This window comes from Nonomuraea mangrovi, from assembly GCF_042681425.1.
Lineage (GTDB): Bacteria > Actinomycetota > Actinomycetes > Streptosporangiales > Streptosporangiaceae > Nonomuraea > Nonomuraea mangrovi.
This window is the reverse complement of the sequence record NZ_JBHUFV010000026.1, coordinates 88,963-113,512: the sequence shown is the minus strand read 5'-3', so window position 1 is coordinate 113,512 and position 24,550 is coordinate 88,963. Positions and strand designations below refer to the sequence as shown.

Here is a 24,550-nt window from a genome sequence, read left to right as displayed (position 1 = left end):
GCACCGCATCCTTGGTTCGAACTCCGAGGAAAGGGCCGCGATGCTCAATCTGTCGATCATTCTGGAAGACAGCGCCCGCCATGCTCCAGACCGCACGGCGGTGGTCTTCGGCGACCTGCGCCTGCCGTACTCCATGGTGAACTCCGTCGCGAACCAGGTGGCCAACCTCCTGGTGGCCCGAGGGATCGGCAAGGGCGACAAGGTCGCGCTGCTCTGCCCGAACCTGCCCTACTTCCCCTTCGTCTACTTCGGCATCCTCAAGGCCGGAGCGACCGTGGTCCCGCTCAACGTGCTGCTGCAGCCGCGCGAGATCGCCTACCACCTGGCCGACAGCGACGCCAGGGCGTTGTTCTGTTTCGAGGGCTCCCCCGAGGTGCCCATGGGCGCGCGCGGGCGGGAGGCCTTCGACGCCGTCGAGGGCTGCGAGCTCTTCCTCGTCCTGCCCGCCACGCCGCTGGCCACCGAGTCGGCGCACGGCGAGTCGTTCTGGGCGGCGCTGGACGGCATGTCCGGGGAGTTCGAGACGGTGCAGACCGGGCCGGACGACACCGCGGTCATCCTGTACACCTCGGGGACCACCGGTCAGCCCAAGGGCGCCGAGCTGACCCACATGAACATACTGACCAACACCATGGTCAGCGACGAGATGTTCCCCGCCGACCCCGACGGGGATGTCTCACTCGCCGTGCTGCCGCTCTTCCACTCCTTCGGCCAGATCCCGGTCATGTGCGTGAGCGTGCGCCGCCGCGCCACCCTCGTACTGCAGCCGCGATTCGAGGCCGGCGAGGCGCTGGAGCTCATGCGGAGGGAGAGGGTGACCATGTTCGCCGGGGTGCCGACGATGTTCTGGGCGATGCTCTCGAAGGTCCACGCCGACGTCGCCGAGGTGCCCTCGACGCTGCGGGTGGCGGTGGCGGGCGGGGCCTCCTGCCCGGTCGAGGTGCTCAAGGACTTCCAGGCCACCTTCGGCGTCCCGATCCTGGAGGGCTACGGCCTGTCGGAGACCTCCCCTGTGGCCTGCTTCAACCAGCTCGGGCGGCCCACCAAACCCGGCACCGTCGGCTTCCCCATCTGGGGCGTGCAGATGCGGCTGGTGGACGACGGCTGGAACACCATCGAGGGCGAGGGTCCCGGCGAGATCGCCATCCGCGGGCACAACGTCATGAAGGGCTACCACGGGCGGCCGGAGGCCACCGCGGAGGTCATGCGGGACGGCTGGTTCCGCACCGGCGACATCGCCACGCGCGACGAGGACGGCTACTACGCCATCATCGACCGCACCAAGGACATGATCATCCGTGGCGGCTTCAACGTCTATCCGCGCGAGCTGGAGGAGGTGCTGATGACGCACCCGGCGGTCTCGCTGGTGGCGGTGGTCGGCGTGCCCCACGACTCGCACGGCGAGGAGATCAAGGCCTACATCATCCCGTCGCCCGGCGCGACGGCGAGCGAGGACGAGCTCATCGCCTGGTGCAAGGAGAACATGGCGGCCTACAAGTACCCGCGGATCATCGAGTTCCGCGAGCGCCTGCCGATGACGGCGACCGGCAAGATCCTCAAACGCGAGCTGCGCTAGGTGTGCTCAGCTGTCAAGTGGCGCACCAGGCACTCGATCAGCGAGGCCACGAGCGCCATCGCCCAGGTCATGACCCTTGTACGGCAGAAGCTCTAGCTATCTCGTCGTGTTCGCGAAGCATACGCAGCACGGTGGCCGGGGAGGGGTGCTGGCCCTTCTTCTTGCCCCTGGTGATCACGAGCCGGGCGGCGATGTCGCGCAGGCTGAGGTTCTGGCCGCGCAGGTGCAGGGCCATGGACAGCATGGCCTCGTCGGTGACGGTGGCGCCGCCGATGGTCTTGCCCCGGGTGCGGGCCGACTCGTGGCCTTCCAGGGTGCGGTCGCGGATGTACTCGCGCTCCATCCCCGACAGCGCGGCCAGCACGGTGAAGACGATCCCGGTCGGGTCGTGGCTGCCTTGCAGCTCGCCAGATAGGAACTCCAGGCCGATATCCGCCGCGCGCAGTTGTTCGGCCAAGGCGGCCAGTTCGATGCCGCGCCCCAGCCGCTTGTGCTCGTGCACCACCAGGGTGACCGCCAGACCGGAGGCCCGCATCTCCGCCGCCAGGGCGACGGCCCGCTCGAGTTCGGGGCGGACGACGGCACGGGTGGAGATCTTCTCGGCGAAGACGCGGGCGACGCGTGCGGCCTTGAGCGCATCCAGCTGGGTGTCCAGAGACTGGCGCACGGTGGAGGCGCGGGCGTAGCCGATCCGCATGCGTCCCGCCGGTTCGGCACCAGCCGCAGGGGGGCGGGGCAACTCGACCCAGAGCGAGCCTGGCTTGCGCACGGGTGGAGTGGCCACGCTGAGCGTCTTGGCCAAGGAGGGGACGAGCCGGAAGCGGGCGGTGTGGTACTGGACGGCAACCTTGCCCTTGCCGGTCCGGCAAGGCGATCCGGCTGGGGCGGAGCAGGAGGTCATCGGGCAGTCATGGGCTTCCACGCGCCGGAAGTCGTCGTCGCTCACCTCGGAAGTGTTTCATGGGATCGTTTCAGAAGGCACGCCGTTTGCACCGGCCTATGAAACGGTGTTCCACATGCGCGCGCAGCCGCCCCGCTCGGCGGCCCCGCGCAAGCGCCGTACCCGGTCAGACACCTAGCACGGCCTCGAGGTCGTCGATGGCCGCCAGGGGCTGGGCGAGCTGCTCGCGTTCTGCCTCGGTCAGGGTGAGGGCGCGCGCCTGGGCCAGGGCGTGCCCGGCGGCGGCGTGGTCCTTGGCGCGGACGGCGAGCTCGGCCCGGTAGACCAGCGCTTCCAGCAGCTCGGCCGCCGACGCGGTGTCCTTGTCCCGCTCCAGGGCGCCGTCCAGGATCTCGGCCGCCCGCTCGTGCTTGCCGTGGGAGTCGCCCATCACGACCGCCCGGTTCAGCGAGGCGGTGAGCCTGCTCGTGGCCGCCTCCTTCTCCGGCAGGGGGCGGGCGGCCATGAAGCGGATCCAGTTGCCGCCGGGGTCGATGACAGCGAAGCCGGAGTGGTCGCCGTCGTTCTTCCGCCTGCGTGGCCGGGTCATCCGGGGGATGCCGGAGACCAGGAGCTTGCCGTGCGCCGCGCGCATGCCCGCGGCGAACGCCTCGAACAGCTCTCCGGTGTCCGGCACGACGATCACGCAGGTCCCGTAGGAGTCTTCGGGCTTGAACGCCTCCGGCATGCCGAAGAAGCCCAGCTGGAGATCCTCGCGCTTGAGCAACACGTACGGGTTCGGCCGAACCTGGTAGTAGATCCGGCGGAAACCGAGCATCGTGTAGAAGTCGACCATCTCGTCGATGGAGCGGCAGGGAAGCAGCGGTATGGCGATCTCGTTGGCCATCGGGGGAACTCCTATTCGCCGGCCATGGTGAACGCGCCCTCTTCCAGGCGGCGGATCATCCGGTCGGTCCACTGGGCGCCGGCGTCGGCGGTGCTCAGCCACAGGGACAGCACCTCGCCCACCGGGCCCCAGGTCGCCAGATCCGTGCCCTCGGGCAGGTACGCGGTGATGCTCGCGCGCCACTCGCGCATGGCGCGGGCCCGCTCGCGCAGCAACTCCAGGGCCCGCTCCCGGGGAAGGTCCTCGATGAGGCCGACAGCGGCGCCCAGCACGTCCAGGCTCGGCTCGCGGTCGGCCAGCGCCTGACCCAGCAGGTCGAGGTACTCCCGCTCGCCCTCCTGGGTCAGCTCGTACTCGATCCGCGGCGGCCCCCCGGCCTCGGAGGCGACCGTCTCGTGCGTCACCAGCAGGCCCTGGCCGGCCATGCTCTTGAGCGCGTGATAGACCGAGCCCGAGGTGGCGGTCGACCACTCGTGCGCGCCCCACGACTCCAGATCCGCGCGGACCTGGTAGCCGTGGGCGCGCCCGCGCCTGCGCAGCGCGCCCAGGACCAGCAGCCGTACCGGCTTCATCGAACCCTCCCGAACTTAGCTAGCCAAATTTGGCTAGCTACTACCGGGAGCTTACCGCACCAACGTGGAGGAAATCGGCGTAGCGGCCGCCGCGGCATACCAGCTCCTCGTGATCGCCCTCCTCGACGACCCGGCCACCGTCCAGGAAGGCAATGCGGTCGGCGCGCTGGACCGTCCGCATCCGGTGGGCCACCATCACCACCGTCCGGCCGGCCATCAGGCGCTCGATCCGCCCTACGGGTGACGCCCCGAAGTGACCGCCTGGTGCGGGATCGCGCCAGGTCGGGGTGGCCGTTCCGGTCAAGCGGCGGGCCATGTCGTCGGTCATCGACCAATAGATCATCGGCTCGGAGCCGGCCGATCGGGTCTCGTAGTCGCGGGCCGGCGGTGCGGCATCAGGGTGCCGAAGACCTGCTCGGCGCCGGGTGGCTTGGCCTGTCAGTAGTAGCGGTACGGCGAACCGGGGTTACTGTCACATCTGCTGACGGTGGGTCTTGAGCAGGCGATTCTTGCCCGGTGGCGGAATCAGAGGATGCGGCGTTCATCCGGGCCGATGTTGAGCGGGTCCTGCGTCAGCGGGCGGCGGCGCGGAGGAACGCCTCGGCGAATGTCCGTGAGACCTCCTCCACCGGCGGCAGCACGTCGTCGCCCAGCGCCTCCCGCAGCGCGGGGCGGAGCAGCATGTGCCCGGCCAGCGGGCCGACCATGAGCTGAATGAGCAGCGGCAGCGGTATCGGCCGCAGCCGTCCGGCCTGGATCTGTGAGGTCAGCAGGGTGCCGAGGCTGGCGAACATCCTCGGCAGGTTGGCCTTCAGCATCCGGGCGGCCGTGCCGTCGGGGCGGCTGAACAGGTCGCCGAAGATGGCCGGCAGCACTCGCGGCTCCCGCGAGAACGCCTCGACCAGCGCGCCGTAGACGGCGTGGACGGTCTCCTCGATCGAGTGCGGGGAGCCGGCGGCCAGCATCTCCAGGCTGGGCACCGGCACGTAGCGGTCGAACATGGCGGCCAGCAGGCCGTCGCGGCCGCCGAAGATGGCATGCAGGCTGGTCGGCGAGCACTGCGCGGCCGCCGCGACGGCGTCCATCGTGACCGCGCCGAGTCCGTCGCGCGTGATCAGCACGGCCGCCGCCTCGATCGCCCGCTCGCGGACCGGTGGCCGTCCGCCGGGATCGACGCCGGTCTGCCGGACCGCCTCGTCCAGCAGCGTCCGGGAGCCGCCTAGCCTCCTCAGCAGAGTGCTGCGGGAGATGCCCGCCGCTGCGGCGATCGCACTCAGCGGTACTTCGGCCACGTCCTTGCCGAGCTGTGCGGCGGCCGCCAGCGCGGCATCTACCAGAGCTTTGTCCACGGCGTCCAATGGTACTGCTTCCTATCTGAACCTCATCTGTGTATCGTCTCCAGTACAGTTTCATCGAACGGTGAATTTCCAAGGAGCGACCATGATCGATGTGATCGGCGCGGGACTGCCCCGTACCGGCACCACGTCCTTGAAGGCGGCGCTGGAGCGGCTCGGCTTCGCTCCCTGCCACCACATGCAGGACATCGCCGCCCATCCCGAGCGGGCGCAGCGATGGCGCCAGACCCTGAACGGGCCCGTCGACTGGACCGGCGTGCTGCGGGGCTACCGGGCCGCGGTGGACTGGCCGAGCGCCCACTTCTGGCGCCCGCTCGCGCAGGCCTACCCCGACGCCAAGGTCATCCTCACCGTGCGCGACCCCCACGCCTGGTACGCCAGCCTCCGCGACACTGTCTTCGCGCTGCTGCACGACCCCGGCGCGGCGCCTGCCGAATTCCAGCCCGTGGCCACCGGCATGCGACCGCTGCTGGACCACATCTGGCGCGACGCCTTCGGCACGACACCGGCCGACCCGATGCCTGAGGAGAGCCACGCCGTGGAGATGTTCCGGCGGCACACCGCCGACGTCACCGGGGCGCTCCCCGCGGACCGCGTCCTGATCTACGAGACCGGTCAGGGCTGGGAGCCGTTGTGCGACTTCCTCGGCGTGCCCGTACCGGACGAGCCCTACCCGCGCCTCAACGACCGGCAAGCCGCCCTCAGCCGCCTGCGGGAACCGAGGTGAACCTCCGCATCCTGCTCACCCTCCACGCCTTGGTCACTTTCGCTGCGGGGGTGGTGCTCATCGCCGCGCCCGGCCTGATCCCCGGCGCGGTCGGCGTGCGCGTCACGCCGGATGCCTACCTCGTGTGCTACCTCCTGGGGGCCGCCGAACTGGCCGTGGCGTTCCTGTCGTTAGCCGGCACAAGCCTGCGGGGCCCCGAAGCGGCGCGTCTCCTCACGTGGACCGTGATCGTGTTCCACGCCTGTACTGCCGCGGTCGAGGCGTACGCGTTCGCCCGCGCCGCGGCCGACCCCGCGATCTGGGCCAACGTGGCCCTGCGCCTGGTGGTCATCGCCCTGTTCAGCCAGTACGGACTTCGCCGGAAGGAACGGTCATGACAGTCAATGAGAGCACCGGCGTCTTGGTGTGCGGCGGCGGCCCGGCCGGCATGATGCTGGGCCTGCTGCTGGCCCGAGCCGGCATCGAGGTCACCGTCCTGGAGAAACACGGCGACTTCCTGCGCGACTTCCGCGGGGACACCGTGCATCCCGCCACCGTCCGGCTCATGGACGAGCTCGGCCTCGGCGACGGCTTTCGCGCCCTGCCGCAGAGCCGCCTGGGCAACCTGGCGCTGCCCGCGCCCGACGGGAGCATGGTGACCTTGGGCGACTTCGAGGCGCTGCCGGAGCCGTACAACTACATCGCGATGGTGCCGCAGTGGGATCTGCTGTCCTTCCTCGCCAAGGCGGCCAGCGAGGAGCCCGGGTTCACCCTGCGCATGAACACCGAGGCGACCGCGCTGCTGCGCGACGGCGAGAAGGTCACCGGGGTCCGGTATCGCACGGCGGACGGCCGCGACGGGCGCATCCGCGCCGAGCTGACGATCGCCTGCGACGGCAGGCACTCCACGTTGCGCCGCGACGCGGGCCTGGTGCCCAAGGAGTTCCGCGTGCCGTTCGACGTCTGGTGGTTCCGCCTGCCCAGGCCGGCCGGCGAGCGGGAGGAGCCCGCCACCGTGACACCGGTCGCGCGGGGCCCCGAGGCGCTGATCTCGCTGGCCCGCGACGACTACTACCAGGTGGCGTACTTCACCGCCAAGGGCTCCGACGCGCGGCTGCGGGCCGAGGGGATAGAGCGGTTCCGCGAGCGCATCGCCCACCTGCGCCCGGACTTCGCCGACCGGGTGGGCGGGCTGGCGAGCATGGACGACGTGCATGTGCTCGACGTCCGGCTGAACCGGCTCGACCGCTGGTACCTCGATGGGCTGCTGCTCATCGGCGACGCCGCGCACGCCATGTCCCCGGCCGGCGGGGTGGGCATCAACCTGGCCATCCAGGACGCGGTCGCCGCCGGCACCATCCTGGCCGGGCCGTTACGCCGGCACGCCGTCACCCTCGCGGATCTCGCGGCCGTGCAACGGCGCAGGTACCGGCCCACCGTGATCGTGCAGAACGGTCAGCGGCTGTTGCAGCGGGTCATGTTCGAGAAGCAGTTCGCGGGCAAACGCTCCGGGCCGCCGAAATCCATGCTCTTCCTCAGCCGCGTGATCCCCGGGTTCCGCAAGATCCCCGCCCGCTTCGTCGGCTTCGGGCCCCGCCCCGAGCACGCCCCCGCGTTCGCCCGCCCGGAACGGAAAAGCCCATGATCGAACGAAAGGAACGACTTCCTGCGCGACTTCCGCGGGGACACCGTGCACGCCTCGACCGTCCGGCTGATGGACGAGCTCGGCCTGGGCAAAGAGTTCCGCCGACTGCCGCAGAGCCGGTTGGGCGATCTGCAGGCGCCGCTCCCGGACGGCAGCCGGATCACACTCAGCGACTTCGCCGGTCTGCCCGCGCCGTACAACTACATCGCGATGATCCCGCAGTGGGACCTGCTCAACTTCCTGGCCGCCGCGGCGGCCGGCGAGCCGACCTTCACCTTGCGGATGAACACCGCCGTCACCGGCCTGATACAGGAGAACGGCAAAGTCGCAGGCGTCCGCTACCGCACCCGGGAGGGCGCCGAAGGCGAGATTCGCGCGCAGCTCACCGTGGCCGCCGACGGCCGCCACTCGACCGTCCGCCAGGAGCTGGGCCTGACGCCCAAGGAGTACCCGGTTCCGTTCGACACGTGGTGGTTCCGGCTACCCAGACACGCCAGGGAACAGGACGAGATCGCCAGACTCGTCGGCGAGTTCAAAGGCGACCAGATCGCGCTCAGCTTCACCCGCGAGGACTACTACCAGATCGCCTACTTCACCGCCAAAGGCGCCGACGCTCGCCTGCGTGCCGAAGGCGTCGAACGCTTCCGCGAGCGCGTCGCCGACCTCCTTCCGCAGTACGCCGACCGCGTGGAGCACATCGCCGGTATGGACGACCTGCACCGGCTCGATGTGCGGCTGAACCGGCTGAACCGCTGGTACGCCGACGGCGCCCTGCTCATCGGCGACGCCGCGCACGCCATGTCCCCCGCCGGAGGGATGGGCATCAACCTCGCCATCCAGGACGCCGTGGCGGCCGCGACGATCCTGGCCGAACCCCTACGGCGCCACCAGGTCACCACCGCCGACCTGGCCAAGGTTCAACAGCGCAGATGGCGGCCGACCGCCATCGTCCAGGCCGTCCAACGCATGCTGCACCGCACCATGTTCGTCCCCGCCTTCGCCAGCAAAGGCGCCCGACCGCCCAGGCCGCTGGTCTTCCTGGCACGCCACTTCCCCGCATTCAAGAAACTCCCGTCCCGGCTCATCGCCTACGGCCCGCGCCCGGAGCACGCCCCCGACTACGCTCGCCGATGAACGCACCTACAGGCAGCGTGTCCTGCCCAACGCTGCACGGCTCCGGGACATCAATCAGCCCTCGACCGCCAGCAGCAACCGCTGCCGCTGCTGCTCTCCCAACCCACCGACTCTGCGCTTTTCATCGATGCCACAGATGGGCCATCATCGCCGCGACCTTCGCGGGCCCGTAGCCCGGCAGGGTCTGCCTCATGGACAGCGAGGAATACCAGGCGTACCTCGATGAGGAGGAGTACCAGTACCACGGCGGCTTCTACGACGTCAGCCCCATCGTCCTGCGGGTGCCCTACGACGACTATTGGTACCTGGTCGTCGACAGCTACGACCGGGTCAAGGTCTCCGTCGCCCAGCTCTTCGACGACTGACCGGACGCCAACGGGCCGCGGCCGTTACCAATCAGTAGGAGACTCCACGGGCTCGTCGGCGCCGGGTGGCGGGAACACACGGATACGACGGACCTCGCAGAGCGTAGTAGATCGCTACGGATCGGCACCGGACGCCACGCACTCGACGTCGGGGAGCTGCGGGCCAGCCAGCGGCGCTGTGCGGCGATACTCGCCCACGCCACGGGCACGCCTGGATAATGGAGTCCATGTGGACGGTGGTCGGAGCGGGAGTCAGCGGGCTCACGACGGCGATCTGCCTGGCCGAGGCGGGCGCCGAGGTGCGGGTGTGGGCGGCCGCGCCCCCGGAGGAGACCACGTCGGCGCTGGCGGGCGCGATGTGGGGCCCGTCGTTCCAACCGCCCATGGACAGGACACTGGCCTGGACCGAGCAGTCCCTGCGCGAGTTCACCGAGCTCGCCACTCAGCCGGGCACCGGCGTGCGGATGGCGCAGACCCTCACGGTCGGCCAGTTCCCGCCCGCCGACCGGTTGCCGCCGCAGGCCGCGCTGATCCCCGGCCTGCGCCCGGCCACGGACCTGCCCGAGGGATACCCGGCCGGTTTCCACGGCACGATGCCGGTCATCGACATGCCCGTCTACCTGCGCTACCTCACCAGCAGGCTGGGCATCGAGATCGAGATCCGCGAGGTGACGGCGCTCGAACCCGGGATGATCAACTGCTCCGGCCTCGGCGCCCGCGAGCTGGCCGGTGACGACAGCGTCCGCCCGATGCTGGGCCAGCTCGTGGCTGTGACCAACCCGGGCCTGGAGGAGGTGTTCCTGGAGCTGACCACCGAGCCGGAGTCGACGATCTACGTCCCACACCCCGGCCGCGTGCTCTGCGGCGGCATCGCGATCGCCGACCGCTGGGAGCTCACCCCCGATCCGGACGTGAGCGAGCGCATCCTGGAGCGCTGCCGCCGGGTCCAGCCACTGCTGCGCGAGGCCGAGGTGATCGCCGAGTGGGTGGGCCTGCGTCCCGACCGTCCCTCCGTACGGGTGGAGAGCGAGGACGGGGTGGTGCACAACTACGGCCACGGCGGCCACGGCGTCAGCCTGTCCTGGGGCTGCGCCCGCGAGACCGCGGCGCTGGCCCTGCGGCAGTAGCCGATCTGTCAAGCTGTCCGGGAGTTCCCGGTTACTCAGAGCTACCTTTCCTCTGGTGGTTCCGACCCGAGCGGCGGGCCCAGTAGCGGGCCGGGCGGCCGGTGCGAGCCTGGGCGATCGGCGCGCTGCACACGGGGCAGGCCGGGCTCGTCGTGGCGGCGGCGTTCACCACGGCCATCAGGTGAGTCCGGGGATTTCCGGGGTTGAGGAACCCAGGAACAGTAGTTATCACTGAGATTGATCTTGGTTGTGGCTGACGGTGTGAAGGGTTCTGGCGGCAGGTCAGCGGCGGTCACGGCGTCGGCGGGCGGCGCGGATTTCGGCGCGGCCCGCCCTTGCCGTTGATGCTGGCGCGGAAGACGGGCCCGAACTTGTAGCCAGCGCGGGCGAGGTAGAGCTTGAGGAGCGCGACGTAGCCGCGGTCGTCGAGCAGGACGGTGCGGACGGTGCCGCCCTTGCCGTGGACGCGGACGTGCTCATCGTCGGTGCGCAGGTCGAAGTCCTCCAGATCCAGGCTGCACGCTTCGGCGGCTCGCGAGCCGCACAGGATATACGCTGGCCGGCCCGCCATCCCCACCGCCCGGCTCATCCTGGATGCATTGGCCGGCATCCGCCTGATCCCAGGCACCGGCCAGTCATCCCCGACCATTCCACAACCTACCGATCTTCAACTTCGTCTCCTGGATCTCCTCGATATCGATCCACGAGATCTCCGCTGAAGATCCCTCACGTGCGGAAAACGGGGCTAGCGCTAGGCCGCCCAGCACGTCGACGAAGGTGACACAGCTGGGCGTCATACTGGCAGCCGCCAGCGGAGATCAGCGTCTGGCCTCAGACAGGCGAGGGAACAGCGGCCGGGCGTTGCAGTGGCCGATGTCGGTGGTGTCCTGGGCGGAATTCTGGAGGTGGCCGTTGAAGTAGGAGACAGCGAGTTCGGGGACGAAGGGCCAGTCGCTGGCGTACAGCACGTGCCCCGGTTTGGCGAAGGCGAGCAGCGAGGGCAGCGCGGCCGGGCTGGCGGACAGGGCGGTGTCGAAGTAGAAGCCGGCGAAATCGTCCAGGATGTGGTCCAGGTCCCGGCCGGTCTCGGCGAAGACGGCCAGGGCCAGGCGGTGCGCCGCGTACGGGAGGAAGCCGCCGGCGTGCGCCAGGATGAACCTGATGTGCGGAAAGCGGCGCGGCACGTCGTGGCGGACCAGGTTGAAGGCGGCGCGGGTGGTGTCGAGCAGGAAGTCGGCGGCGAACGGCGGGATGCCGGGCACGGCCGGTCCTGGCAGGTCGGCGGGGTGCACGAGGACCACGGCAGCGCGGTCGTCCAAGGCCGTCATGAGCGGGTCCAGGGCCGGGTCGCCCAGGTAGAGGCCGCGGCTGTTGGCCAGCACGATCACCCCGTCGGCCGCGAGTTCGTCGAGCGCGTGCGCCGCCTCGGCGACGGCGGCGTCCACGTCGGGCAGGGTGAGCGTGGCGAGCAGCCCGAACCTGCCGGGGTGGGCCTGGGCCAGCTTCGCGCCGTACTCGTTCACGGTGCGCGCCATGGTCGCGGCGTCGGCGCCGTCGCCCAGATGCACGCCGGGCATGCTGACGGACAGGGCGGCGGCGGCGATGCCCTGCCGGTCCATCAGCTCCAGCGCCAGGGCCGGGCTCCACTCCGGCAGCTCGCGCCCGCCGGCAGCGTGGATCCCATGCTCGCGCAGCCAGCGCGCGTAGTCGGCGGGGATCATGTGCTGCTGGACGTCGATGTATCCGGTCATGCGGGGTCCTGTCCTTCTTCCTGTCGATCTTCTTGTCGATGGGGCATGTCGGGGTGCCGCAGCAGCCGGTCGGCCTGGTGGAGGACGGCCTCCAGGTACTGGCGTGTGGCGGCGGGGTCGGCTGGTTCGTCCGGGTCGATGAGCATGCGGTACATCGCCGCGCCGACGACCATGTCGATCACGGTGTCGAGGTCGGCGTCCTCAGCCAGTAGCCCGTCGCGGCGGGCGCGTTCGAGCGCGGTGTGGATCAGCCGGCGGCGGGGCTGGATGTACTGCTCGCGGTAGGTGGCCAGCAGCGACGGCTGGGTGACGCTGGAGCCGATGAGCTGGGCGAGGATCGCGCGGAAGCGGGCGTCGCCGAGGGTGTGCGCCCAGGAGTCCATGAGCCGTTCGTCGACCGGCTGCGCCGCCGCGTCGGCGCCGGCCCAGATGTCGTTCTCGGGGGCGAGGGTGCGGGCCTGCTCGATCGCCTGGGTGAGGAGTTCCTCCTTCGACGACCAGCGCCGGTAGACGGTCACCTTGGCCACGCCGGCGCGCTTGGCGATCTGTTCGACGTTGGCGCCCTCCAGACCGCGTTCCACGAACAGCTCCAGCGCCGCCTTCATGATCGCATCGTCGGCCTCGGGGTCGCGTGGCCTGCCCCGGGTGCGCCGCGTAGAGGTCATCGGAACTCCACCCGCCCCAGTCCGGTGCCGGACGCGGGCGCAACGTAGTGGGGAGTGTGCCCCGGCCGCAACCGCCAGTCCGGGGTGAGGACGGCCTCCATGTGCGTACGCAACTCCCGCAGCCCTTCCTTTCCGAGCACACCCTGGTCGAACGCGGCGGCGACCAGGTCGGACTGGTACCGGGTGTTGTCATGGGCGAACAGCGGCACGGTGCCGGGATCGGAGGCCAGCAGCTTCTGGATGCGCCGGGCCGCCTCGATCTGGTGGATCGTGTCGGCGCCGCCGATGGTCATCTGGCGGACCTGGTCGACAGCCAGGTGGGGCAGCGTGTAGAGGGTGTCGCCCATGAACAGCACACCGCCGACGTCCATGCGCAGCAGCACGCACATGTGGCCGGGCGAGTGGCCGGGTGTGGGCAGCAGGATGAGGCTGCCGTCGCCGAAGTGATCCTGGCCGGTGGGGAAGGCACCGAAGGCGCCGGAGTTGAAGGCGGGAAAGGAGAGCTTGTCCTTGACCAGGTCGAAGGAGTACGGGTAGGACACGCCGTGCTCCCAGTCGCGGCGGTCCATCACCACCGTCGCCTGGGGCAGGTAGCGCAGCCCTCCCGCATGGTCGTCGTGGACATGGGTGAGGAACACGGTGGTGATCTCCTTGGCGTCGTAGCCGAGCCGGGCCAGGTGGACCCGCAGGTCCTGCCCGGGACTCATCCGGTACTCGTCGCGCTCGGTCAGCAGGCGCGAGGTCATGTCGTAATACCCGTCGTGATCGTGGGCCTGTTCCCAGTTGACGCCGGTGTCGACCAGCATGAAGCCGTGTCGCGGGTGGTCGATGAGGTAGGCGTAGACGGGCACCGCGATCTGCGCCTTGTCGACCAGGGTGCGCACGTAGCCGTTCAGCCCTTCCCAGCCGTCCAGACCGCCGTAGAACTGGCCGTAGGTGACGATGGTGTCGCCGGTGTGGATCGGGAACACCCGCACGGCGTCGTCGACGATCCGCCGCCGCGCGCCCGGGGTGCGCACGGCCGCCTGCCGCTCCGGCTCGCCTCGCGCCAGCGCCGCGCGGCGCTGCCGTTCGGCTAGGTCGACGGAGAGTCCGCTCAGCACACCCAGCGCCAGCCCGCCACCGCCCAGCAGGAAGGCGCGTCGGGAAGGCCGGGCGCCCCGGACGCCCGCCGCCCAGCGTCCGCGCAGGAGGGCGGCCGCCGCCCAGACCAGGCAGGCCGCGGCGGCTAGGGCGAGCAGCACCGGCAGGTCCGTAACGTAGTAGACGACCGCGAGGTATAGCCCCAGCGTGCCCAGGCCAGCCGGAACCCCGAGGAACGCCAGCACCCGGCGCCGCGTGGACAGCCGGCCGAGCACATCGGGCCACAGCGACCCGACCACCGATCCGGCCAGCAGCAGCCCATAGACCGTCAGCAGCGGCGCCGGCACGTCCTTCAACCGCAGGACAACCAGCCAGGCAGTGCCCACCGCGAGGGCGGCGACGAGTAACCCGATCTTGCTCAGGGTCTTCAGCATCCGGCCACCTCATTTCGTAAACGCATACGGATGCGTTTGCATAATAGCGCGGCCGAGATCACCTCGCGCCGCAGTCCCGGCGCCCACCGCTAACCCTGACGATGTCCATTCCGCGACGGTTCCTGCGCCCGCGCCCCCAGGCGGGCCGGCCATGTCCCCTCGCACTCTCTTCTCAGAAACGGTCCATTGGCAGATCAAGATCACGAATGTGTCCGGACACTGTAAGCGATCTCCGATTCCTTCTCAGAACTCGTTCTCACGCAAAGAGCACCGTCTTCTGAGAAATGTTTGTGAGAACATTCGGAGGCATGACGGCCCCCGACAAGACCCCCGCCCGCGACGCCGGCGACGACGCCGACGATGTCGAGCGCCACCCCTGCCCCCGCTGCCGGGCCGAACCCGGCTCGCCCTGCCGCTCCCGCGGCGGCGCGGTCGCCGGCACCTACCACACCGGCCGCTTCACCAAGGTGGGCCGCCTGGCCAAACTACTGCGCGTGCCCACCCCCGCCGACCGCGGCCCCGGCCAGCCCTGGCGACCCGGCACGCCCACCCCGGCCGCCGTCGCGCCAGACAATCCGAGCGCCGACATACGCATCGGCTACGCCCGCTGCTCCACCCTCACCCAGGAACTGCAGTCCCAACTCGACGCGCTGGCCGCGCACGGTATCGGCCGAGACAAGATCTTCGCCGAGAAGATCAGCAGCCGGATGCGGGTCCGCCCCCAGTTCGAGGCTGCCCTCACCCTGGCCCGCCAGATCAAGGCCCACGCCCCGCACCGCCGCGTCATCCTCACCATCTATGAGATGAAACGCCTGGGCCGCGATGCCGCCGAGCTCACCGCCCTGGCCGACCACCTCACCGCACACGGCCTGGTGCTGGAGATGCTCGCTGGGCCGCTGCCCGGCATCTACGACCCCACCGGCCCTGGCCGCATCCTGTTCGGCTTCTTCGCCGCGGACTGCCTGGGAGATAGTGCCTTCGATGCCGGAGCGGAGGGCGTACTGCTGTTTCCAGGCTCCGGTGTGCTGAGCGGCCCGGTTGTATTGCAGGGCCTCGTGGACTTCGCGTGCGTGAAGGGTGAGCTGGCGGGGTTCGCGTTTGGAACGGGTGCATTTGGCGCGGACGGAGCAGGGAGTGCAGTCGGTCTTGGAGAAGTCGACATGGATCGCCTCCTCGCCGGCCTTGGTGCGCCAGGGCGCCCAGTGGGTGGAAGTCTTGCCCTGCGGGCAGGTGACTGTCTGATTGTCCCAGTCGATGGTGAACCCGGAGCTGTCGTAGCCCTCCCCGGCTTTGTTCCAGTTCGGCGGCGACGCTCTCATCGGGCGCGGCCGTCGCGGACGCCAGGTGCCAGGCACGGCGGTCAGGGTCGACCTGCGCGTCGGTGACCTCCGCCAGCGCGAGATGGACCGCCCGGCGATCCTCCTCCTTCGCCGACCCGTACACGGCCGACCGCACGAGCGGGTGACGGAAGATCACCCGTACGTCGAACGACAGCAGCCCGTCGGTCCCGTTCGCCAGGACCGTCGCAGGGGTGACGCCGAGCCGTTCGGCGGCACGCCACACCAGCGAGGGGTCGCCGACCGGCTCGGCGGCGGCGACCAGCAGGAGCAATCGGGTCTGCTCGGGCAAGGCTTCGATCCGGGCCAGGAAGCTCCGCTCGATCCGGCCCGGCAGCGTGTCGGCGTCCAGGAGGCCGAATCCGCCCGCCATCCGGGTCACGGCCAACTCGCGCGGTAGCTCCAGCAAGGCAAGCGGGTTGCCCCGGGTCTCGGCCACGAACCGATCGCGGATGTGTTGATCGATCCGGACGTGCGTCACCGAGTTCAGCAGGGCGTGTGCGTCCGCGGGCTTCAGCCCGGTGACCTCGATCTCCGGCAGTCCGAGCAGGTCCTGGGACCGCTCGCGAGAGCCGAAGACGAGGGCGACGGACTCCGCCAGCAGCCGCCGGCCGACGAAGCCGAGGACCTGCGCCGAGGCCCGGTCCATCCACTGCGCGTCGTCGACCACGCAGAGCAGGGGTTCCCCCTCCGAGGCGTCCGACAGCAGACTCAGTACCGCCAGCCCGACCAGGAAGCGTTCGGGCGCCGTTCCTCCTCGCATCCCGAACACCGTCTCGAGCGCATCGCGCTGCGGCGTGGGAAGGTTCTCCAGCCGATCCAGCAGCGGCGCACACAGCTGATGCAGGGTGGCGAAAGCCAGCTCCATCTCGGACTCGACACCGGCCGCGCGCAGTACCCGCATGCCGGTCGCCGCGTTCTCCGCGTACTCCAGCAGCGCCGACTTTCCGACTCCCGGGGCGCCGTGCACCAGGAGCACGCGGCTCTCCCCCATGCGGACGGCCGCGATCATCTGATCGAGGAGAGCACACTCCGGCCCCCGCCCGAGCAGCCCGACGTTCTCACCGTGCCCGGCGCCCCGCTTACGTTGGTCCACGGCCCCCCGCCTTTTATCCCAATTGCACGACTCTGAATACACCCAGGACACACACCAGGCCAAGTTTCCTGGTGTTCGCCACCCACGACATCGACAGGGGCTCGCCTACCGCCGGCAGGGGCCACAGGCGGATCGGGTGGTCATCAAGAGCACAGCGGGGCACACGTGTGCCCCGCTGTGCTCGCTCACGACCTGCGCGGGCGTGCCCCATGCTGGTGTGGGCTCAGGGAGTCAGGCCCGCCAGCCGCATGCGCAGGAGCGCCGTGACGGCCGGTGAGGCCTCCCAACTGCCGTCGAGGGGCGTGATGGTGACGTGCCCGGCGTCGAGCAGCGTGCGGTCGGCGTCGCGGACCGGGTCCGGCTCGGTGGCCACCACCGGCAGGATGCGATAGCAGGCGGCGCAGACCTCAGGCGCGGGAGCGTACCCGGTGGAGACGAACGACGAGGTGCCCAGCCGGGCGAAGCTCACCGTGCCGTTGGGCTTGACGGGGTAGTTGACGTTGAGTGCCGTCCGTGGGGGCAGGACGTGACGCGAGCTCGCCAGCCGGTCGACGACCTTGACGGCGAAGGCGATGGACTGCTGAGCGCTGGGGAAGGACGGCGGGTTCGTGGTGAGGTCAAGGGCTGTGCTGAAGGCGACCGCGGGCACGCCGTTGTCCAGCGCGGCGACGGTGGCGCCGACGGTGCCGGAGTGGTTGACGACGGCCGCGACGTTCTGCCCCGCGTTGGGCCCGGAGACCACAAGGTCCGGCGGGTTCTCGGCGAAGACGACCCGCAGGCCGAACGCCACCGCGTCGCCGGGACTGCCGTTGACCGACCAGACGCCCGGCGACTTCTCCGCCGCCTCGATGGTGGTGCCGAACCTGGCGTTGAACGCGGTGCCGCTCCCGCTGGAATCGCCTGCCGGGGCAACGATGGTCACCTCGTGCCCGGCCGCGGTGAGGGCCCGCCGCAGGCCCTGGATGAACGGGAAGCCGTAGCCGTCGTCGTTGGTGAGGAGGATCCTGAGCGCTTGCCGCGTGTGGGCCTGCGCGGGGGATGATCCGGTGAGGAAGGCTGTCAGGAGTAACAGCAGGGCGATGAGGGCGCGTTGGACCATGGGGTGCTCCCGTCCCACCTTCGCGCCTGAGGTGTGGTTTACGTTACAGTTTGGAACGTAATGGTGAGATCGGACAGTGCTCCTGTCAAGGGGCGGCCGAGGGATCCCGCCGTGGAGGCGCGGGTGCTGGAGGCGACGCTGGAGCTGCTGGCCGAGGTGGGCTACCAGCAGGCCTCGATCGACGCCATCGCGCGGCGGGCGGGCGTGAGCCGGCCCGCGGTGTACCGGCGGTGGCGATCCAAAGCGGATATCGTCGCGCAGGCGCTGTTCGGCCAGTCGGAGCGCGCGGCACCGCGGGTGTCGGGGGATCTGCGACGTGACCTGCGGGCGTGGGTGGACGCCGTGGTAGCCCGCTTCGGCCGGCCGGAGGTGGTCCAGGCGTTCCTGGGGCTCATGGCCGACCTTCCGGACAAGCGGCGCTTCGGCCTCGAGCTGGTGCGGCCCCGCCGTGCGCACCTGGCAGGGACGCTGGCACAGCCCGGCGTGCGGCAGGGGGTGGAGCAGCAGGTCTTCCTCGAGATGCTGGTGGGCGCGGTCTTCCTTCGCGTGGCCACCGGGCGGGACGTGAGCGAGCCCGCATACGCCGACGAGCTGACCGAGCTGCTGTACCACGCCGTCGCGGGCACGTGACTTCCGTCATCCGCGGGCGAGGGGCCCGGTGGTTTCGGGCTCGCGCTACGGCGGCGCGTCGCCCACGCTCACCCTGCTCGGCGAACTGGCCGAGGACGGGCCGGTGGTGGTGCTGGTCGACGACGCGCACTGGCTCGACCTCGAGTCGGCCGACGCGTTGCTGTTCGCTGCCCGAGCCGCTCAGGGAGCTCGCCGCCGGGCCGATCGTCGGCCCGGTACTGCACGGCGACGGCCTGCTCGTGGGCGGGCTGCGACACCGCGAAAGCGCGGACCCCGCCGACCCGGAGGTGATCGCCGCCGCGGGACGGCTGGCGTTTCAGGAGTGGCTGGTCCGGCAACGGGCCGACGCGATGATCACCTGGCACTGGTGAACACCGGGTCGGCGGAGCCTGTCCGGGCCGATGACAGGGCGTGGCGTGAGCGGGCCGAGCGGCTGCTCTATGTCGATGGGCCCGTGGCGGGTAGAACCTGACCGGTCAGGGCATCGGTGGCCCAGCTCAGCCACTCCTCGGCGCTCCAGCCGCGCTCATGGACGAGCAGGTGGTAGACCTCAGGCGCGAGTACCGCAAGCATGATGTCGGCTGCCCGCAGCGCGTTGATCCCGTTGCGCAATGTGGTCTTGGCCGACAAGGCGCCGGCGAAGGTCGCCATGACGGTGTGCCGCTGCTCGATGTTGATCCGCCAGAGTTCGGCGATCTCAGGATCGACCGTGGCGGCCGAGCGAACCACCTCGAGGATCGGGCCGACGCGGGCAAGGATCTCCGCGGTCTCCGTCACCAGGAGGCGGATCTGTTCGACCGGCGGCGCGGCCATGGCCTGGGCGACCCAGGGCCGGTCGAGGGTGGCCACGGGTGCGTTGTCGCCGGCGACCTCCACGTCGAGGAGCTCTTTGAGAATGGCCCGTTTGGTGGCGAAGGTGAAGTAGAGCGTCTGGACGGCAACGCCCGCCTCCTTCGCGATGGCCTGCATGGTCGTCGCCACGTAGCCCTGCCTCACGAACAGCACACGGGCGGCGGCCAGCATGCGTGCCCGCGTCGCGGCGGCTTTGGCCGCTCGGATTCCGGGCGCGGGCTGCTGCGGCCTCGACGTCGCCATCCCCAACCCCTCATTTGACGAACTGTAGTGTCACTCTAGCCCAGGGGTCGGCCTGGCCGGGCGGAATCCTCCATCACGCTGCCCGGCCAGAGGTGTGGATCAGGCACTGGCGTGGTCGAAAGGCGGCACGACCGGCAGTTCCAGCTCGACGCCCAGGGCCTCGTTGGCGTAATTGGCGAAGATGTTGTGGGCGACGTTGGCGATGGTTTCCACGATTTCCTCGTCGGTCAGGCCGGCGTCGCGAGCCGCGGCGAAGCGATCGTCGTCGACCCGACCACGGTTGAGGGTGATGGCGACGGCCAGCCGTAGCACGGCGGCCGCCTTGGGGTCGGCGCTGTGGCCGAGGCGGGCGGCGTGAATCTCCTCCTCGGAAAGCTTCATGATGCGGGAGACGTAGGTGTGTGCCGACAGACAGTAGGTGCACCGGTTGATCTCGGAGACCGCCAGCGCGATGCGCTCTCGGAGTGCGGCCGGCAGTACGCCGCCCTTCAGCGCGCCGTGCATTCCGAGGAAGCCCTTGAGCACGGCGGGACTGTTGGCCGGCGCTTTGGCGGTGTTCGGGATGGCTCCCATGACCTGCTTGGTGGCGGCGAGCTGCTCACCTGCGGAGCCGTCGGCGGCGGCTGGGTCGATGAGGTGGACACGGGTCATGGTGACTCCTTCGTGATAGGTGATCGATTCACTAGAGTTGAGATTTAGTGATGGGGTTTGCTCTCCGCCTGAGACCAACCTTCGAGCCGCGCCCGTCGGCTGCCGCAGGCCGGCGTGGAGGCATGGGAGCGTCCATCACAGGACAGGCCTGTATGCGTGGCTCCCGCCGGGAGGCTTCTGCGCCCGCGATGCCGCCCAGCGACGGGCCGAGGACGCCGGCAGGCCGCAGGTCCAGCCGCCCGGTCAGGATGCCGCTCGGGGTCTGCCTGGTTCAGGACGGCGAGGTGATCCGATGTGAAGCCGGCGTCCTTCGCGAGACAGGGCACGATGCCGCCTTCTGACGTCTGGCCGCTCAACGTCGGCGCTCTTGGGGTCGGGGTGGGGCTGGGCCGGATCAGGAGCGTCAGATCCGCGCCATCAGCTCGCGACGGTCGTTCGGATTGACGGGGCGGCGCGGAGGTCCACCGCGCGGGATCGCGAAACGATCAACGCCCCGGCGACGGCGATGACGAGCGGATCCCGCAAGGCCTCACCTTCCCTGCTCCACACCGGCCAGATGTCGTTCGCGGGTTCGCGATCGTGCCCGTGCGATCGCGCGGGCGATACGCCGCGCCTCGATGGGATGCTGTCGGAGGTTGCCCTCGATCGCGGTGCGGTAACCGATGAACCACAGCCCCGGCGGTGACCCCGCGGCCGGCAGCCCCTCGGCGTTCAGCACACGCAGGTGGCCCACCAGGGGTTCCAGGCCTGGGCGATATCCGGTCGCAGCCAGGACGAGGTCGGGGCGGACGCGGCGATCGTCCCGCAGGACGACGTCCTGGCCTTCGAACCGGCTGATCTCCGGCACGATCTCAAGCCGCCCCGCCTTGAGATGCCCGACGAAGCCCTGGTCGACCGCGACGGTGACGCCGGTGGTCCGCATTCGCGCGTAGGGGCCCAGCGCCGGTGCGGAGAGCCCGTAGCGGGAAAGGTCGCCGAAGGCCAGCCTGGCCACCGATCGGGCCGCCGCGTCACGCAGACGCTCGGGAAGTATCCGCAGCCAGGGGGTCACAGGATGAAGTGGCAGGCCGGCGATTTCGCGGGGGAGGATGTTCGGTGGGGTGCGGACCGATACCCACAAGCTGTCCACACCGGCGTCGACCAGGTGGCCGGCGATCTCCACGCCGGAGTTTCCTGCGCCGATCAGCAGGACCCGCAGACCTTCGAGGTCTGCGGCCCGCCGGAGCTCGGCGACGTGGACCACGGGCCCGGCGTACTGCTCCTGGCCGGGCAAGCCAGGCAGCCGGGGTACCCGGTCGTGCCCGCTCGCGATGATGACGTGATCGGTCTCGTAGTCGCCCGCGGAGGTCGCCACTCGCCAGCCGGCGGGGAAGCGGTCGACGCGCTGCACCGCCACTCCAGTCCGGACGTCGAGCCGCAGACGCCGGGCGAACTCGTGGAGGTAGGCGACGTAGTCGTCGCGGGCCACCCAACGTCCCGCGGAGCGCGGTATGCGCAGGCCGGGTAGGTCCGACATGCAGCGGACGGTGTTCAGGCGGAGCTCCTCGTGGCGTGACCGCCAGGAACTCGCCACGCTGTCCCCCCGCTCCAGGATCACGGCGTCGACGTCATTCCGCCGAAGCATGGCGGCGGTGGCCAGACCGGCGGATCCGGCACCCACGATCACGACGGGCGGCGGCATCACGTCATGCCCCGGACGGTCCAGGCGAGCGCGATGTATCCGGCCGCGTACAGAGCGGCGCCGACGACCTCGAGGCTCTGGATGAGCGGCGAGTGAGGACCGGCGACGAAGACGACCAGTCCGCCTACGGTGTACACGATCGCGCCGAGACCGAGCAGCAGGCCCGGCCACCCCCTTCCATGCCGTCCGAGCAGCACACCCAGCACCGCGTACCCGAGCGGGAACAGCAGCAGCGCCGGCAGTACGAGGAGCGCCCCGCCTGCGCCGAGATCGGCGGGAGTGTGGACGATCTCGGGGGCGTAACGGGCCACCGCCGGATTGTGGGAGCCGTCGAAGACGATGACCCCGAACCACGTCAAGGTCCCGAGTATGGCCGCGTACCATCCCAGCGGCCCGCGCCGCCCCAGCGTGACGACCCTGGACGCGAGGATGCCGACCAGGCTGACCGCCTGTAGCACCAGGCCGAGGGCCTGCAGATCGTGCGTCAATCCGTAGAGCTGACCGACCGCCGCGACGCTCTGCCCATCACGTGCTGGATGCAATGCCGTCCCGAGCAGGAACACCGGCCCGCCGATGAGCGCCGTCGTCCTACCGATCGTGCCGGACGTCCGCCGGCCCCTTGCGGGGTCGACAGTCGACTGTGCCGGATGGGCCATCATGTGCTCCTCAAGTCGAAAAGGTTGATGCCGTGGTGGAACAGCTCCCCAGGGATAGGCGGGATGGTCGTCGCCCTCGTGGGCGCGTGCATCACCGCCGACGCGCACTCATGCGAACGCCGCTTGCCAGGAACCGCTGGAAGCGCGAATGCCCGGCGAGGCGGAAGGGGTCGGAGAGCGGTTCGAGTGACGGTCTCGCGCCAGCAGCGAATCCGCCGTTCGCGAGGATGCCTCGGCACCGCGGTTTCGCTGGAGGCACGCTCCAATGAAACCACTAGAGAGCAACTCTAGTCAAATGACGGCGTCTTCACAGGGTGGTAGCGGCGTTCACTGAAGCTTGACTACGATTATCATGACCCGGTCATGCGACGATCTTCAGGCGCCGAAGCGCATCTTCCATGGCCGCCTCGAAACCGGAATGCCGCCTGGTCATCCCCACAACCCCGGCACGCAGCTTGAACGGCAAGCCTCCCTGGGCCGACTCTTCGTCGTCTTCCGGCCGCGTTCTGGAGAAGCTCGGCATGCGCCGCGAGGCCCGATTCATCGACAGCGGGCAGGTCAAGGGCGAGCGTCGTTTGCGGTGGCGTGGCCCGGCCGGCACCAGACGGCGCTGGGATCTTCGACCTCGCAGCGGAGCAGCCCATCCTCGAAGAACAGCGTGAGCCGGATCATTTCCTGAGTGTGTTGCAGCGAGTTGGCGACCAACTCGCCGACGAGCAACTCCATGACGGCGCCATGGGAGCCGAGCCGCCGGCCGGCCAGGAAGCCTCGCGCCAGGTCGCATGCTCTGCGCACGGAGGCCGGCTTGCGGGTCAACCACCATGAGGCGATGTGTCCGGAGGCCGGCTTCCGCAGGCGGTTGAGGGCGCAGGCGAGCCTGCGCCAACGGCGCGCGTACCCGCCCGCGCCGATCGCCGGCGTCAGGAACGACGGCAGGGCGGCCTAGAGGCGGAACGTGCTCATCCACTCGGTGGCGGAGCCGGAGCGCGAGTTCATGCCGCACGCTCGCACGGGCTGCGGCGGGCGGGGATGCTGCGCCCGTCAGGCAGCAACTCGCCGGTGTCGTCGAAGACGACCACTCCGTTGCAGAGCAGCCACCATCCCTGCTCGGGGTGGAAGGCGATGAGCCGAGCCGCCTCGCGATCGGGTGCGTCGGCGGGCGGGCAATGCGGCTGGTGCTGACACATGACTCCCCCGTTCCATGCTTTGGAATGCGTTTGATTCTGGTGAGTACGCTGATCACAAAGGGCCGTATTCAACGCAATCAAACGTCTTCCTTCAAGTGGAAGTCCGTCTGCGTGGATGTGTCAAGGGACTTGTTGCTTAAAGTTGGTTTTGCTCGTGTAGGGGCGAAGGAAGGCTTCGCACAACGGCCGGTCTCCGGCACGCGCCCGCGTGCGTGAGTCCTTCGTGAAGGTCGCAGGCGAAACACCGGGTGTGAAGCGGATGGCGATCGCGGCATCCGAGGGAGCGGTCGATGGCCGTCCCTCACAGTGGGCGGGACTACTCCCGGTGTCGTAGATCGGCGCATTCTTCATCCCGCCGTCGTACGGCGGGAATCTCCCCTGGTGGGACGACCGTGCTCGGCGACCGGACGACGATTACGGGTCATGAGAACGCCAGTCAGATCTGTCCAAGGGGCCGCGTTGCTGACCACCGGCCTGCTCGCGGGCGCGTTCGGGTACGGGGCCGCCAACGTGGTCCCCACGTTCGCGGCCGTCCCGCTGGATGTGCGCCTGACCTTCCACACCACGATGATGAAGGTCAACGAGCCGGTCATGCGGAGCGCGATGGCGCTGGCGATCCTCACCTCGTTCGGCCTGGCGGTCGTCACCCGCGGCCTGTCACGCCGGCTCGCGATCGGCGCGGGCGCGCTGGCGCTCACCTCACTGCTGGTGACGGTGTTCGGCAACGTTCCCCTGCATGCGCACATCCGGCAGTGGGCCGCCACGTCGGACACGCCTGGCTACGTCGAGATCCTGCAGAGGTGGGAGCTGTTCCACACCCTGCGCACCCTGACGGCAGTGGCCGCTTTCGTGCTGATAGTCAGCGTTGCCGTCTTCGTCCAGCCCACCATCCGTTCCCTCCGATAAAGGAAGACGCCC

General features: G+C 69.8%; 28 protein-coding genes and 3 pseudogenes. 13 read left to right on the top strand and 18 right to left on the bottom strand.

Annotated elements, in window-relative coordinates:
* Nucleotides 1–40: 40 nt before the first annotated feature.
* Nucleotides 41–1,576 (top strand): long-chain-fatty-acid--CoA ligase, encoded by a 1,536-nt coding sequence (locus ACFSKW_RS17705; RefSeq protein ID WP_379573347.1) that lies wholly within the window; start codon nt 41–43, stop codon nt 1,574–1,576.
* Nucleotides 1,577–1,643: 67 nt separating this feature from the next.
* On the opposite strand, the gene ACFSKW_RS17700 is transcribed toward ACFSKW_RS17705, so the two are convergent.
* The 3 genes from ACFSKW_RS17700 to ACFSKW_RS17690 all read right to left on the bottom strand — a co-directional run bounded on the left by ACFSKW_RS17700 (nt 1,644) and on the right by ACFSKW_RS17690 (nt 3,935).
* On the bottom strand, nt 1,644–2,522 hold the full coding sequence (locus ACFSKW_RS17700; protein ID WP_379573346.1) for a recombinase family protein: 879 nt from the start codon (nt 2,520–2,522) through the stop codon (nt 1,644–1,646).
* 121 nt (nt 2,523–2,643) lie between these two features.
* Complete coding sequence (locus ACFSKW_RS17695) at nt 2,644–3,363, bottom strand: VOC family protein (protein WP_379573345.1); 720 nt, start codon at nt 3,361–3,363, stop codon at nt 2,644–2,646.
* 11 nt (nt 3,364–3,374) lie between these two features.
* Nucleotides 3,375–3,935: a PadR family transcriptional regulator gene (locus tag ACFSKW_RS17690; RefSeq protein WP_090947018.1), complete on the bottom strand. Its 561-nt coding sequence runs from the start codon at nt 3,933–3,935 to the stop codon at nt 3,375–3,377.
* Nucleotides 3,936–3,999: 64 nt separating this feature from the next.
* Between ACFSKW_RS17690 and ACFSKW_RS17685 the strand changes: the two genes are divergently transcribed.
* The gene (locus tag ACFSKW_RS17685) at nt 4,000–4,179 is read left to right on the top strand and encodes a hypothetical protein (protein ID WP_379573344.1); all 180 of its coding nucleotides are present in this window, start codon (nt 4,000–4,002) and stop codon (nt 4,177–4,179) included.
* Nucleotides 4,180–4,507: 328 nt separating this feature from the next.
* Here ACFSKW_RS17685 and ACFSKW_RS17680 read toward each other — a convergent pair whose 3' ends face one another.
* Nucleotides 4,508–5,284: a TetR/AcrR family transcriptional regulator gene (locus tag ACFSKW_RS17680; RefSeq protein WP_379573343.1), complete on the bottom strand. Its 777-nt coding sequence runs from the start codon at nt 5,282–5,284 to the stop codon at nt 4,508–4,510.
* Between the two features lie 91 nt (nt 5,285–5,375).
* On the opposite strand from ACFSKW_RS17680, the gene ACFSKW_RS17675 reads away from it, so the two are divergent.
* The 6 genes from ACFSKW_RS17675 (at nt 5,376) to ACFSKW_RS17650 (ending at nt 10,267) form a co-directional block, all read left to right on the top strand.
* On the top strand, nt 5,376–6,017 hold the full coding sequence (locus ACFSKW_RS17675; protein WP_379573342.1) for a sulfotransferase family protein: 642 nt from the start codon (nt 5,376–5,378) through the stop codon (nt 6,015–6,017).
* Nucleotides 6,014–6,394, top strand: a complete 381-nt coding sequence (locus tag ACFSKW_RS17670; protein ID WP_379573341.1) for a hypothetical protein — start codon at nt 6,014–6,016, stop codon at nt 6,392–6,394. Before ACFSKW_RS17675 ends, ACFSKW_RS17670 begins: the two co-directional genes overlap by 4 nt.
* Entirely contained in the window at nt 6,391–7,641 is a 1,251-nt protein-coding gene (locus ACFSKW_RS17665) for an FAD-dependent oxidoreductase (RefSeq protein ID WP_379573340.1), read from the top strand. Before ACFSKW_RS17670 ends, ACFSKW_RS17665 begins: the two co-directional genes overlap by 4 nt.
* A 21-nt stretch (nt 7,642–7,662) precedes the next feature.
* Complete coding sequence (locus ACFSKW_RS17660; protein WP_379573360.1) at nt 7,663–8,775, top strand: FAD-dependent oxidoreductase; 1,113 nt, start codon at nt 7,663–7,665, stop codon at nt 8,773–8,775.
* A 191-nt stretch (nt 8,776–8,966) separates the two neighbouring features.
* Nucleotides 8,967–9,140 carry a DUF1883 domain-containing protein gene (locus tag ACFSKW_RS17655; RefSeq protein WP_379573339.1) on the top strand — a complete coding sequence of 58 codons (174 nt, stop codon included), beginning with the start codon at nt 8,967–8,969 and terminating at the stop codon, nt 9,138–9,140.
* A 227-nt stretch (nt 9,141–9,367) separates the two neighbouring features.
* Nucleotides 9,368–10,267 (top strand): FAD-dependent oxidoreductase, encoded by a 900-nt coding sequence (locus tag ACFSKW_RS17650; RefSeq protein WP_379573338.1) that lies wholly within the window; start codon nt 9,368–9,370, stop codon nt 10,265–10,267.
* Nucleotides 10,268–10,559: 292 nt separating this feature from the next.
* Here the strand turns inward: ACFSKW_RS17650 and ACFSKW_RS17645 are convergent, their stop codons facing one another.
* From ACFSKW_RS17645 to ACFSKW_RS17630, 4 genes are all read right to left on the bottom strand, one after another.
* Nucleotides 10,560–10,877, bottom strand: a complete 318-nt coding sequence (locus tag ACFSKW_RS17645) for a hypothetical protein (RefSeq protein ID WP_379573337.1) — start codon at nt 10,875–10,877, stop codon at nt 10,560–10,562.
* 208 nt (nt 10,878–11,085) lie between these two features.
* Nucleotides 11,086–12,018: an amidohydrolase family protein gene (locus ACFSKW_RS17640; protein ID WP_379573336.1), complete on the bottom strand. Its 933-nt coding sequence runs from the start codon at nt 12,016–12,018 to the stop codon at nt 11,086–11,088.
* A complete protein-coding gene (locus ACFSKW_RS17635; protein WP_379573335.1) occupies nt 12,015–12,683 on the bottom strand; it encodes a TetR/AcrR family transcriptional regulator in 669 nt (222 codons plus the stop codon). Before ACFSKW_RS17635 ends, ACFSKW_RS17640 begins: the two co-directional genes overlap by 4 nt.
* Nucleotides 12,680–14,200, bottom strand: a complete 1,521-nt coding sequence (locus ACFSKW_RS17630; RefSeq protein ID WP_379573334.1) for an N-acyl homoserine lactonase family protein — start codon at nt 14,198–14,200, stop codon at nt 12,680–12,682. Before ACFSKW_RS17630 ends, ACFSKW_RS17635 begins: the two co-directional genes overlap by 4 nt.
* Before the next feature lie 284 nt (nt 14,201–14,484).
* Here ACFSKW_RS17630 and ACFSKW_RS17625 point away from each other — a divergent pair.
* Nucleotides 14,485–15,096 (top strand): annotated as a pseudogene (locus tag ACFSKW_RS17625) (recombinase family protein); the annotation flags it as partial.
* Between the two features lie 99 nt (nt 15,097–15,195).
* Here ACFSKW_RS17625 and ACFSKW_RS17620 read toward each other — a convergent pair.
* Nucleotides 15,196–15,519: pseudogene (locus tag ACFSKW_RS17620) on the bottom strand (transposase); the annotation flags it as partial.
* Between the two features lie 25 nt (nt 15,520–15,544).
* Between ACFSKW_RS17620 and ACFSKW_RS17615 the strand changes: the two are divergent.
* On the top strand, nt 15,545–15,937 hold the full coding sequence (locus tag ACFSKW_RS17615) for a hypothetical protein (RefSeq protein ID WP_379573333.1): 393 nt from the start codon (nt 15,545–15,547) through the stop codon (nt 15,935–15,937).
* Between the two features lie 213 nt (nt 15,938–16,150).
* Here ACFSKW_RS17615 and ACFSKW_RS17610 read toward each other — a convergent pair.
* Together ACFSKW_RS17610 and surE are read right to left on the bottom strand one after the other, a co-directional pair.
* Nucleotides 16,151–16,633 (bottom strand): annotated as a pseudogene (locus ACFSKW_RS17610) (ATP-binding protein); the annotation flags it as partial.
* Nucleotides 16,634–16,856: 223 nt separating this feature from the next.
* Complete coding sequence (gene surE, locus ACFSKW_RS17605) at nt 16,857–17,732, bottom strand: 5'/3'-nucleotidase SurE (RefSeq protein ID WP_379573332.1); 876 nt, start codon at nt 17,730–17,732, stop codon at nt 16,857–16,859.
* A gap of 111 nt (nt 17,733–17,843) precedes the next feature.
* On the opposite strand from surE, the gene ACFSKW_RS17600 reads away from it, so the two are divergent.
* Nucleotides 17,844–18,362, top strand: coding sequence for a TetR/AcrR family transcriptional regulator (locus tag ACFSKW_RS17600; protein ID WP_379573331.1), 519 nt, complete (start codon nt 17,844–17,846; stop codon nt 18,360–18,362).
* A 239-nt stretch (nt 18,363–18,601) separates the two neighbouring features.
* Complete coding sequence (locus ACFSKW_RS17595; RefSeq protein WP_379573330.1) at nt 18,602–18,733, top strand: hypothetical protein; 132 nt, start codon at nt 18,602–18,604, stop codon at nt 18,731–18,733.
* A gap of 67 nt (nt 18,734–18,800) precedes the next feature.
* On the opposite strand, the gene ACFSKW_RS17590 is transcribed toward ACFSKW_RS17595, so the two are convergent.
* The 7 genes from ACFSKW_RS17590 to ACFSKW_RS17560 form a co-directional block, all read right to left on the bottom strand.
* Nucleotides 18,801–19,385 (bottom strand): TetR/AcrR family transcriptional regulator, encoded by a 585-nt coding sequence (locus ACFSKW_RS17590; RefSeq protein ID WP_379573329.1) that lies wholly within the window; start codon nt 19,383–19,385, stop codon nt 18,801–18,803.
* 171 nt (nt 19,386–19,556) lie between these two features.
* Entirely contained in the window at nt 19,557–20,108 is a 552-nt protein-coding gene (locus ACFSKW_RS17585; RefSeq protein ID WP_379573328.1) for a carboxymuconolactone decarboxylase family protein, read from the bottom strand.
* 529 nt (nt 20,109–20,637) lie between these two features.
* The gene (locus ACFSKW_RS17580; protein WP_379573327.1) at nt 20,638–21,789 is read right to left on the bottom strand and encodes a flavin-containing monooxygenase; all 1,152 of its coding nucleotides are present in this window, start codon (nt 21,787–21,789) and stop codon (nt 20,638–20,640) included.
* A complete protein-coding gene (locus tag ACFSKW_RS17575) occupies nt 21,789–22,448 on the bottom strand; it encodes a hypothetical protein (RefSeq protein ID WP_379573326.1) in 660 nt (219 codons plus the stop codon). The genes ACFSKW_RS17580 and ACFSKW_RS17575 overlap by 1 nt, the downstream gene beginning before the upstream one ends.
* Before the next feature lie 358 nt (nt 22,449–22,806).
* Nucleotides 22,807–23,007 carry a hypothetical protein gene (locus tag ACFSKW_RS17570; protein ID WP_379573325.1) on the bottom strand — a complete coding sequence of 67 codons (201 nt, stop codon included), beginning with the start codon at nt 23,005–23,007 and terminating at the stop codon, nt 22,807–22,809.
* On the bottom strand, nt 23,004–23,171 hold the full coding sequence (locus ACFSKW_RS17565) for an ATP-binding protein (RefSeq protein WP_379573324.1): 168 nt from the start codon (nt 23,169–23,171) through the stop codon (nt 23,004–23,006). The genes ACFSKW_RS17570 and ACFSKW_RS17565 overlap by 4 nt, the downstream gene beginning before the upstream one ends.
* Before the next feature lie 266 nt (nt 23,172–23,437).
* Nucleotides 23,438–23,632 (bottom strand): DUF5999 family protein, encoded by a 195-nt coding sequence (locus tag ACFSKW_RS17560; RefSeq protein ID WP_379573323.1) that lies wholly within the window; start codon nt 23,630–23,632, stop codon nt 23,438–23,440.
* A 423-nt stretch (nt 23,633–24,055) separates the two neighbouring features.
* On the opposite strand from ACFSKW_RS17560, the gene ACFSKW_RS17555 reads away from it, so the two are divergent.
* Entirely contained in the window at nt 24,056–24,538 is a 483-nt protein-coding gene (locus ACFSKW_RS17555) for an anthrone oxygenase family protein (RefSeq protein WP_379573322.1), read from the top strand.
* Nucleotides 24,539–24,550 lie beyond the last annotated feature (12 nt).